The organism is Neisseria sp. HMSC70E02, from assembly GCF_001838645.1.
Lineage (GTDB): Bacteria > Pseudomonadota > Gammaproteobacteria > Burkholderiales > Neisseriaceae > Neisseria > Neisseria macacae.
This window is the reverse complement of the sequence record NZ_KV838066.1, coordinates 37105-47254: the sequence shown is the minus strand read 5'-3', so window position 1 is coordinate 47254 and position 10150 is coordinate 37105. Positions and strand designations below refer to the sequence as shown.

Sequence of the window (10150 nt, the reverse complement as noted above, 5' to 3'; positions counted from 1 at the left end):
GTATTGTACTATTTTGTTTTTAATTTACTATAAAGTTAATCCACTATAAGAGCGGGCATGGATGGTTTGGATATGAAAAAGGTCGTCTGAAAACCGGTTTTCAGACGACCTTTTGACTTTTTAGCTGATTTTAAGGCTGATAACTGGGTTTCATGCCGTTGGGCAGGAGTTGCCAGACGTAGCCTGTGGTTTTCATTTTGCCGGCAACCTCGCCTGCTTCATCGCCGTAGCCCCAGAAGTAGTCCACGCGGACGGCGCCTTTGATGGCGCTGCCGGTGTCTTGCGCCATGATGAGGCGGTTGAGGGCTTTTTTGGTGGTCGGATGGGCGGTGGCGACAAACAGCGGTGCGCCTAGGGTGATGTAGTGGCGGTCGATGGCGCCTGCGTATTCACCCAAGAGCGGTGTGCCCAATGCGCCGACCGGTCCAGCTTCGCTGCTGCCGGTCAGTTCGCGGAAGAAGACGTAGCTGGGGTTTTGTCCCAAGACTTCGGCGAGGCGGCCGGGGTTTTGCTTCATGTAGGCTTTGATGCCCTGCATGCTGGTTTGTGCGAGGGGGAGGTAGCCTTTGTCTGCCATGTAGCGTCCGATGGAGACGTAGGGGTGTTCGTTTTTGTCGGCGAATCCGACGCGTATGTATTTGCCGGACGGGGTTTTCAGACGACCTGAACCTTGGATGTGCATGAAGAAGAGTTCGACGGGGTCTTCTGCGTAACCGAGGATGGGGGCTTTGCCGTTGAGCGCGCCGCCGTTGATTTGGTTGCGGGTGTAATAAGGAACGAAGCGGCTGCCTTCAAATCTGCCTTTGAGGGCGGTGCTGCGGGCGGTAATGGGGAATTGGGACAGGTCGGCGGTATGTGTGCCGCTGTTGTCGATAACGCCGCTGTTGGCACCGGTTTGTCGGATGCGGACGGTGGCTTTGCTGCCCCTCAAATTGGCGGACAGGGGGACGGAAACGAAGTCGTTGGGGATGCCGTAGATGGGGAAGCGGGCTTTGCTTGTGGCTTTGTCATCGCCGAGCAGGACGGGCTCGTAGTAGCCGGTGATGGTGCCGGCGGGGTTGCCGTTGTTGCTGACCTGCCAAGGGGTGAAATAGCGTTCGAAGAAATGTTTGGCTTGGAAATGGTGGAGGGGCGTCTGCATGGCTTGGGCGCAGACATCTTGCCAGCCTGTGCGGTTTTTCAGTTTCTCGCAGCCTAAGCGGAAGGATTGGAGGCTTTTGACGAAGTGTTGGGTGCTCCAGTGCGGCAGTTCTTGGTGGGACACGACGGTGTAGGTCGCGCCGCCGCCGCTGACGGTGGTACCGGCGGGGTCGGGCGTGCCGGTGGGGCGGTCCGGGCCTTTGACGGTGGTGGTGTCGACTTCGGGAAGGTTTTTGATGCGTTTGCTCGGGCAGGCGGAGAGGACGGCTGCGGCGATGGTGAGGAGTGTGATGCGGTATAGGTGTTTTTTCATAATGCTGTCTTAAAGGTCGTCTGAAATCTGCCGCCGGATAGGGTGAAACGTATCAAGCGGCTGCGCCGACTTGCTTGGGATGTACTCAGAAAATCGGTTCGCATCGGATGGACAGATTTGCAGACGGGATATTTGGTCCGTTTATTCAAGAGCTTGGGATTTTAACACAGTTTGCCTGCCTGCTTCGGCGGTATGAAAAAGGTCGTCTGAAAACCTTGTATATCGGTTTTCAGACGACCTTTGCCGTATCTTGAAGCCAATCTTATTTCTGATTGTCTTCGATGATTTTTTTGAGGTGCGGCATGGGGCTGTATCCGCTTTGGCTGCGGCCGTTCGGGAAGACGAGGGTAGGTGTGCCGTTGAAGCCGAATTGTTCGCCCAAAGAAGTGGTTTCGGCAACGGGATTGTCGCAATTGGCTTTGCCGCTCGGGAATTGGCCTTTGCGCATCCAGTCGGTCCAGGCTTGGGTCGGGTTGGGCTGGCACCACAAAATTTCGGCTTTACGCGCGGCATCGGGGTGCAGGCTCGGAATCGGCATCATGAAGTTGTAGATCGTGATGTCGGTCATTTTTTCAAACTCGTGTTCCAAGCGTTTGCAGTATGGGCAGTCGGGGTCGGAGAAGACGGCGACTTTCAGCTTGCCGTTGCCGCGTACTTCTTTAATCGCTTTGTCCAAAGGCAGGGAGGCGAAGTCGATTTTGTTCAAATCGGCGGCGCGTTCGTCGGTCAGGCTTTTGCGCGTGTTGACGTCGATGAGGTCGCCGACAAACATATAGTCGCCTTTGGCATCGGTGTAAATGATTTGTTTGCCGCTGACAACGACTTCATAAATGCCTTGAATAGGGGTTTCGCTGACGCTGATGACTTTCAGGCCTTGGGATTCGTAAATTTTTTCGAGGCGGGCTTTCAAGGCTTCGCCGACTTTGCCTTGTACGGGGGCGGCGGGCTTGGCGGCTGAAGAGGGCGCTGCATTTGCCTGTGAAACGGGCGTTTGCCCGCACGCGGTCAGTGAGATCAGAGCGATGGGGGCTAAGATTTTGATTAATTTGGTTTTCATTTTTAAGTATAGGCGTGTGTCAAGAAAACCGCATTGTATCAAACCTCTGTCATGCCTGCATTGTATTGAGGCTCAATTTATCGTCTGAAAATAGCTTTCGGCTGTTAAAATACGCAAAAAAACGATTTGCCTGCCTGTATGATCTACCACCGCATCGCCGTAAACATATGGCTAAGCGGACTTCGGGCCGGTTTGAGGTCGTCTGAAAGATTTGCTGCGGGCAACTGAAAGATTTTATCGACACTTTGAGAGAAAAGATGAACCAACAAGAATACGCTGAATATCTGTTTAAGCTGCTGGGCGAAGAGCCACGGGCAGCAGATAAATATAATGGCTGGGAAGACTATTTCTATGGTTTGTTTCAAGGTTTTATGCCTGACGGAGAAGGCGTGGCTGATGTGTTTGAGCCTTTGGAAAAGGGGCGTGAATTGTTGGCGCGCATTATGCCTGTGTATCAAAACACTGCCGAACATAACCAAGAAATCCTCGACGGCGGCTATATTCCCGGCTATTTCTGTCCGCCTGCGCAAGATGAGGCGGAAGTGAGACAGACGGGTGAGCGTTTGCTGGAAGGGTTGCGCGAATTTGCCCGCTTTGTTGAAGACGAAGAGCTGATTGCAGCCTTGGCAGCGATTAAACAGATACGTTTGGGTGAGCCTGCGGAAGAGTTTAACGATACTCAGGATTTGTTGGGAGAGGTATTCAGCGAATGGCAGACGAGCAATACAGATTACAACAGCCCCGAACAAGTGTTGTTCGAAGCCTATTATTCCGTAAGTTGTGATTATTACCTGTCCGCCTATCTGCAATACCCGCTTTACCGCACCAAACCTGACAGCGATTTTCTCCGTCCTTATTTTGATTTGTGGAAACAGGGTTACGGCTTTACCTTGGATAAAGACTGTTTGTATTTGTGCAAATAGCTTCCGTTTTTTCAAACGGCCTCAAACATTTTTTACACACCATGATCTACCACCGCATCGCCGTAAACGTGCCGCTTTCAGACGGCCTTTTGACTTATTCCCATTCCGACCCGCTGCCGCAAGGAACGCGGGTGCTTGTGCCTTTTCGCAACAAGACCGTGGTCGGGATTGTGTGGGAAACGGATATTGCGCCCGATATGGATGCGGCGCGGATTTTGGGCGTTCAGACGACCTTTTTGGACGAGCCGCTGCTGCCTGAAAACTGGCGTGATTTGCTCTCGTTTACGTCGCGTTATTACCACTATCCGACGGGGCAGGCGGTGTTTGCCGCGCTGCCGCAGGGTTTGAAGGAAACGCGCGCGGTGGAAATGCCGCAGCCGCCGTTGTTTTACGCGCTGAACGAAGCGGGCAGGGCGCAAACGCCGCCGCCGGCGCGGTTCAATAAAAAAGCGGCTTTGTGGGACGCGCTGCTGTCGGGCGGGATGACGATGGCGGCATTGAAGCAGGTGAACGCACAGGCGGCGAAATTAATCGAAGATTGGGCGGAACAGGGTTGGATTGAAACGACGGAAGCGGCAAAACCTGTATTGAGGTCGTCTGAATTTGTGTTGAATGCCGACCAGCAGCAGGCTTCCGATGAAATTCAGACGGCCTTCGGCAGCTTCCAGCCGTTTCTGCTGTACGGCATCACCGGCAGCGGCAAGACCGAGGTGTATTTCGATGCGATGGCGAAAGTGTTGGCGCAGGGGCGGCAGGTGTTGTTTTTGTTGCCTGAAATCAACCTCACGCCGCAGCTTTTGAAGCGGGTGGAAAACCGTTTTGCCGACGTGCCGACTGCCGTGTTGCACAGCCAGATGGCGGCAGGCAGGCGCACGCAGGATTATTTGCGCGCCATGTTGGGGCAGGCGAAGCTGGTGATTGGCACGCGGCTGGCGGTGTTCACGCCGATGGATGATGTCGGGTTGATTGTGGTCGATGAGGAACACGACGGCTCGTTCAAACAAGACAACGAATTGCGCTACCACGCCCGCGATTTGGCGGTGTGGCGGGCGAAGCAGAGCGGCTGCCCCGTCGTGTTGGGCAGCGCCACACCCAGCTTGGAGAGTTGGCACAAGGCGCAAAGCGGCGCGTACCGCCTGCTGCAACTGACCGAGCGCGCCCATACCGCCGCACAACTGCCGCAAGTGGACATCCTCAACGTAGGCCGTCTGAAACTCGACAACGGCTTCTCACCGCAAGCCTTGCAGCTTTTGAAACAGAATTTTGAAGCGGGCGGCATGTCGCTGGTGTACCTCAACCGGCGCGGCTTCGCGCCCGCGCTGTTTTGCGGCGACTGCGGCCATACCTTCGGCTGCCCGAACTGTTCCGCCAAAATGGTGCTTCACCAACGCGCCCGCCAACTGCGCTGCCACCACTGCGACCACCGCGAACCCATCCCGTTCAAATGCCCTGACTGCGGCAACCAAGACCTGACCGCCGTCGGCCACGGCACGCAGCGTGTTGAAGAAACCCTGCGCGCTTTCCTGCCCAAGGCCGCCGTCGTCCGCGTCGACAGGGACAGCACCGCGCACAAAAACGACTGGGCGGATTTGTACCGCCGCATCGCCGACAACGAAATCGATATTCTGGTCGGCACGCAGATGCTCGCCAAAGGCCATGATTTCGCGCGGCTCAACCTCGTTATCGTCTTAAACGCCGACGGCAGCCTGTACAGTGCGGACTTTCGCGCGCCGGAAAGGCTGTTCGCCGAGCTGATGCAAGTGTCCGGCAGGGCGGGGCGCGCCGACAAACCCGGCAAGGTGTTGATACAGACCCAACTGCCCGAACATCCCGTCTTCGCCGCCGTCAAAGCGCAGGACTACGACGTGTTTGCCGAAAACGAATTGAACGAGCGGCAAATGTTTGCCATGCCGCCCTTCGGTTTCCAGACCGCCGTCCGCGCCGACGCGCCGCGCGTTGCCGATGCGATGGAATTTCTCAACGCCGCCAAAGAAACCCTCGCCCCACTTTTGCCCGAAAGCGTCTCCCAGTTCGGCGCCGCCCCCATGCTGATGGTGCGCCTCGCCGAACGCGAACGCGCACAAATCTTCCTCGAATCAACATCCCGACAGGATTTGCACCGCGCCGTGAGTTTGTGGGTGCAGGTGTTGCAGCAAAACCGCGACGGCAAAATCAGATGGTCGGTGGATGTGGACGCGCAGGAAGCGTAAGCGGAATAGGGAAGGGGTCGTCTGAAAAAGCGGAAGAGGCATTTTCAGACGACCTTTTTGTTTAAACCATCTTTCTGGTTTGTGAAACGCGGCCAGGCCGGGATGGGCAGGGTTGCGCCTGCATTGAAAAACATTTGAGCCTTCACAAAAGCCCTACGATAAAATACGCGGTATGAAAGCCTGATGCTGCGCCGCAGTTGGCAGTTCAGGCTTTGCCGACATATCGCCCATTTTGAGTTCCATACGGAGTTTGCATGTATATAGGACGCTTCGCCCCCAGTCCTACGGGTTTGCTGCACATAGGCTCGCTGCTGACCGCTTTGGCTTCTTATGCCGATGCGCGCGCCAACGGCGGCAAGTGGCTGGTGCGTATGGAAGACTTGGACCCGCCCAGGGAAATGGCGGGTGCCGCCGAGCATATTTTGCGCACATTGGAAGCGTTCGGCTTTGAATGGGACGGCGAAGTCGCCTACCAAAGCCGACGGAACGGGCTGTATCAAGAGGCATTGGGTCGTCTGAAAAGTGAGGGACTGGTATATCCTTGTTATTGCAGCCGTAAAGACTGGCAGGCGGCGGCAACGGTGGGGGCGGACGGATTTGTGTATAACGGGCGTTGCCGCGTTCCGGCGCAAAGGCCTGGAGCAAATGGGAAAACGCCTGCTTGGCGGATTGCCGTTCCCGACAGGACGATCGGTTTTCAGGATGGGATTGTCGGCTATTACGCCCAAAATCTGGCACACGATATCGGCGATTTCGTCCTGTTGCGTGCGGACGGTTTTTGGGCGTATCAACTTGCCGTGGTCGCGGACGATGCCGAACAAGGCATCACGCATATCGTGCGCGGACAGGATTTGCTGGTGTCCACGCCGCGTCAGATTTATTTGCAGCAATGCCTCGGCGCAAACACGCCGCATTACGTGCACCTGCCTTTGCTGGTGAATTCGCAGGGGCAGAAATGGTCCAAACAAACGCTTGCTCCCGCTTTGGATTTGAACCGGCGCGAAGCGCTTTTGCGGCAAGTGATGCGTTATCTCAATCTTCCCGACGCGCCCGAGGTTGACCGCCCCGAAGAATTGTTGGCGTGGGCGGTTTTACATTGGGAGATACGGACGATACCGGTTAATGACATAGTCACGGAGTAAATTTGTAAATTTGCAACAAATTACTTGAGGTATTACTTAAATTTTTTAATTTTTGTAAGTAATCGCTTGTTTTTCGGATAAAGTTAACAGAATTAAGGTATATTCCTAAACACCTCAAGACCACTTTCATTTCAGATGAATGTTTGGCCTGTCTACCAAAACGGCAGAAAGAGGCAACCGTATGAGAAAAATGTTTCAACATACCGAAAGCACGCGGGAACGTTGTGTATTGATTTAAAATTCACATTCGTATTTAAAATAACAAAGAAAAAAAGATTATGTTAAGTGCCATTATTGTTGAAGACGAAGTGCTGGCAGCAGAGCGTTTACGGGTCTTACTTGAAGAATGCAATGTCGTCTTGCTTAATGTATTCCACCATGCCCAGCCGGCATTGGATTGGTTGAGCATACATGAAGCAGATATCGTATTCGCCGATATCGGCCTGCCTGAAATCAACGGTTTGGAGTTTGTCGAGCGCATCAAGCGCGGTGCCAAACGCCAGCCCGAAATTATTTTCACCACCGCCTATGAAGAACACGCCCTGCGTGCCTTCGAATTGGCTGCCGCCGACTACCTGCTCAAGCCCATCAGAATGACCCGTCTGCAAGCGGCGCTTGACCGTGTTGGCGAAAAATACCGCGAAAAAGCCGACGATTTCACCCATTTCACCGTCTTCAGCCGTGATCTGATGATTGAAATCCCATGGCAGCAGGCGCGTTATTTATTGGCGGAACACAAAACCGTATTCCTGATTACCGGCGACGGGCAGCGATACGAATTGCCCAAAACGCTGGTTTCTTGGGAAGAGCTGCTCGGAGACAAAGTGATCCGCATCCACCGCAACGCCATCGTGTTCCGACACACCTTAGACTGCCTTATCCGCTTGGATGAAGAGGAAGACGAGAGCAATGCCATTTGGGGCGCGAAGGTTTTGGACGTACCCAAACCGCTTCCCGTCAGCCGCCGTCAATTGGCAACCCTGCGCAAAATTCTGAAAAAACAAATCTGATGGCGGCTTTGCTGCATCATCAACAAAGCCCTGCCGTTTGGCAGGGCTTTTGTTTTTCAGACGACCCCTTGTCGTGAACTGACACGGTAGTCGTAACAAGGCGGCAGAGTAGCGGATGGATAAGATTAGGATAAGGCGGGGCAACAGGTTATCCCGATGGAAGGGTAATCCGTTATCTGCCTCCAATTCCCGTTGTCCGAAACTTATTGCGATGCGCCGTCATTCGCCGTTTTATCATGATCCCGCACGATTTTGTCGTACACGGCCTCGGGCAGGTAGCGGCGTATCATGTCGCGCCAGCCGTCGGGACCGACCAAACCTTTGACCATGGTGGAAGATACTTCGGCGATTTCGCGCGGCGGCATCAGGAAGACCGTCGAAATTTCGGGTGCAAGGTCGCTGTTGATATAGCGCATGGAGCGTTCGTATTCGTAGTCGGCAGCAGAACGGATGCCGCGGACGATAAATCCCGCGCCGATTTCGCGCGCGTAGCGGACAAGGAAGCGGTTTTCAAATACGCAGATGCGGACGTTGGGAAAGTCGCCCGTAATCGCTTCGAGCATGGCGCGGCGTTCGTCTATGGTGTAGGTGTTGCGTTTTTCAGGGTTGATGCCGATGGCGACGACGAGTTCGTCAAAAAGCGCCTGCGCTTCTTTTATCATCCAAAGATGACCGAGTGTCGGCGGGTCGAAACTGCCTGCGTAAACAGCGCGGCGCGGGGGAATCGTTTTCATGGAAAGTAGAGTGAGTGATGGCAGCCGTCAGCATAGCGGGCGGGGGCGGGAATGTCAAAAAGGTCGTCTGAAATACACAATCAGTCCGTATTGGGGCGAAACCGGGTTTTCAGACGACCCATTCATTAAAACATGATTGATATGAAATCAAACGCATGAAGATTTGCTTCAGGCGGTTTAAAGCAATAATGCGGCGACGCCGGATTAGCCTTCCTTTACTTCGAAATCCTTTAATAGCATAATAAATAGAAATTATTATCAAAATTTATCCGTATTAGGCAAATGGGCGAAAGTGCATTTGTATAGTGGATTAAATAAATCAGGGTAAGGAGAGGCAACGCCGTACTGGTTTAAAGTTAATCCGCTATATTTCAGACGGATTCGATATGGAGATTGGAAAATGGAACTGAAAAGACGTGATTTCTTAAAAATGACCGCCGCGCTGGCAGCGGCAGGCGTTTCGCCTTCGCTGTTGGCGGCGGGGAAAGAGCAGTTTACCGTGTACGGTGCGCCGGCGATGCCCAGCGTAACCATTGCCGTAGCGGCGTTGCAGGGCAAGCTGGCGAAGCAGGCGGATGTGTCGCTGAAGGTTTGGCGTTCGCCCGACCAGCTTCGCGCGGGCGTGGCGAGCGGGCAATTTAAAGTGATGATGAGTCCAAGCAATGTCGGCGTAAACCTGCGCAACCAAGGGCAGAAAGTCGGCATGGTCAATATTTTGACCAACGGCATCACGCAGTTGGTCTGCAAAGGCAGCGCGATTGCCTCGCCGCAGGATTTAGTCGGCAAAAAAATCCTCGTACCGTTTAAAAACGATATGCCCGACATCGTGCTGCAAGCCTTGTTGAAAAAACTGAAAATCGACGCGCACAAAGTCGGCATCACTTACACCGCCACGCCGCCCGAAGCGGTGGGGCTGTTTTTGAGCAAGGACTACCACGCCGCCATCCTGCCCGAACCGATGGCAAGCGCAAGCATGCTCAAAGGCAAAACCATGGGCGTAAACGTCGTGCGCGGTTTTGATTTGGTGAAAGCATGGGGGCAGGCGTTTGACACCAAACCGCTGATTCCGATGGCGGGCATCATCGCCAACGAAGAATATTTCCACGCACACAAAGCGCAGTTCGACATCTTCCATCAGGATTTGAAAAACGCACTCAACTGGATACTTGCCAACCGCCAAAGCGCCGCTAAAATCGGCAAAAACTACCTACCCGCCCCCGAACCCGCCCTAGTCATGGGCCTAGACGGCGCGCGGCTGACGGTAACCAAAGGCAGCGAAGTGAAGAACGAGATTTTGAAGTTTTACGAAATCCTGATGCAGTTCAACCCGAAACTTCTGGGCGGCAAGCTGCCGGATAACGGGTTCTTCTTGGCTTAAACGGGGGAGAGGTCGCCTGAAAAAGGGCAGGGTGGTTGTGAATACCTGATTTATCATTTTTCAGACGACCTATCAGCAACGTAGGTCGGATTCTTGAATCCGACATTTCGGTTAAACAGGGCTGTCGGATACGAGTATAAGACATACTCTTTTCAGACGACCTATCAGCAGCATAGGTTGGATTCTTGAATCCGACATTTCGGCTAAACGGGGCTGTCGGATACGAGTATCCGACCTACTTTT

9 protein-coding genes are annotated in these 10150 nt (G+C 53.9%); 6 read left to right on the top strand and 3 right to left on the bottom strand.

Annotated features, from left to right (window positions below):
* Positions 1 to 130: 130 nt before the first annotated feature.
* Positions 131 to 1453, bottom strand: a complete 1323-nt coding sequence (locus HMPREF3277_RS01635; protein WP_070869841.1) for a murein transglycosylase A — start codon at positions 1451 to 1453, stop codon at positions 131 to 133.
* Between the two features lie 107 nt (positions 1454 to 1560).
* On the opposite strand from HMPREF3277_RS01635, the gene HMPREF3277_RS15135 reads away from it, so the two are divergent.
* Entirely contained in the window at positions 1561 to 1707 is a 147-nt protein-coding gene (locus HMPREF3277_RS15135) for a hypothetical protein (protein WP_003758304.1), read from the top strand.
* A gap of 8 nt (positions 1708 to 1715) precedes the next feature.
* Here HMPREF3277_RS15135 and HMPREF3277_RS01630 read toward each other — a convergent pair whose 3' ends face one another.
* Positions 1716 to 2510, bottom strand: coding sequence for a DsbC family protein (locus HMPREF3277_RS01630; RefSeq protein ID WP_003758306.1), 795 nt, complete (start codon positions 2508 to 2510; stop codon positions 1716 to 1718).
* 257 nt (positions 2511 to 2767) lie between these two features.
* Between HMPREF3277_RS01630 and HMPREF3277_RS01625 the strand changes: the two genes are divergently transcribed.
* From HMPREF3277_RS01625 to HMPREF3277_RS01605, 4 genes are all read left to right on the top strand, one after another.
* On the top strand, positions 2768 to 3433 hold the full coding sequence (locus tag HMPREF3277_RS01625; protein ID WP_070869840.1) for a hypothetical protein: 666 nt from the start codon (positions 2768 to 2770) through the stop codon (positions 3431 to 3433).
* 41 nt (positions 3434 to 3474) lie between these two features.
* Positions 3475 to 5643, top strand: a complete 2169-nt coding sequence (locus HMPREF3277_RS01620) for a primosomal protein N' (RefSeq protein WP_070869845.1) — start codon at positions 3475 to 3477, stop codon at positions 5641 to 5643.
* Between the two features lie 254 nt (positions 5644 to 5897).
* The gene (gene gluQRS, locus HMPREF3277_RS01610; protein ID WP_070869839.1) at positions 5898 to 6785 is read left to right on the top strand and encodes a tRNA glutamyl-Q(34) synthetase GluQRS; all 888 of its coding nucleotides are present in this window, start codon (positions 5898 to 5900) and stop codon (positions 6783 to 6785) included.
* 278 nt (positions 6786 to 7063) lie between these two features.
* Positions 7064 to 7795 (top strand): LytR/AlgR family response regulator transcription factor, encoded by a 732-nt coding sequence (locus HMPREF3277_RS01605; RefSeq protein ID WP_003758320.1) that lies wholly within the window; start codon positions 7064 to 7066, stop codon positions 7793 to 7795.
* A 203-nt stretch (positions 7796 to 7998) separates the two neighbouring features.
* On the opposite strand, the gene coaD is transcribed toward HMPREF3277_RS01605, so the two are convergent.
* Positions 7999 to 8529 carry a pantetheine-phosphate adenylyltransferase gene (gene coaD / locus HMPREF3277_RS01600; protein WP_003776009.1) on the bottom strand — a complete coding sequence of 177 codons (531 nt, stop codon included), beginning with the start codon at positions 8527 to 8529 and terminating at the stop codon, positions 7999 to 8001.
* A gap of 400 nt (positions 8530 to 8929) precedes the next feature.
* On the opposite strand from coaD, the gene HMPREF3277_RS01595 reads away from it, so the two are divergent.
* The gene (locus HMPREF3277_RS01595) at positions 8930 to 9907 is read left to right on the top strand and encodes an ABC transporter substrate-binding protein (RefSeq protein WP_070869838.1); all 978 of its coding nucleotides are present in this window, start codon (positions 8930 to 8932) and stop codon (positions 9905 to 9907) included.
* Positions 9908 to 10150: the final 243 nt, after the last annotated feature.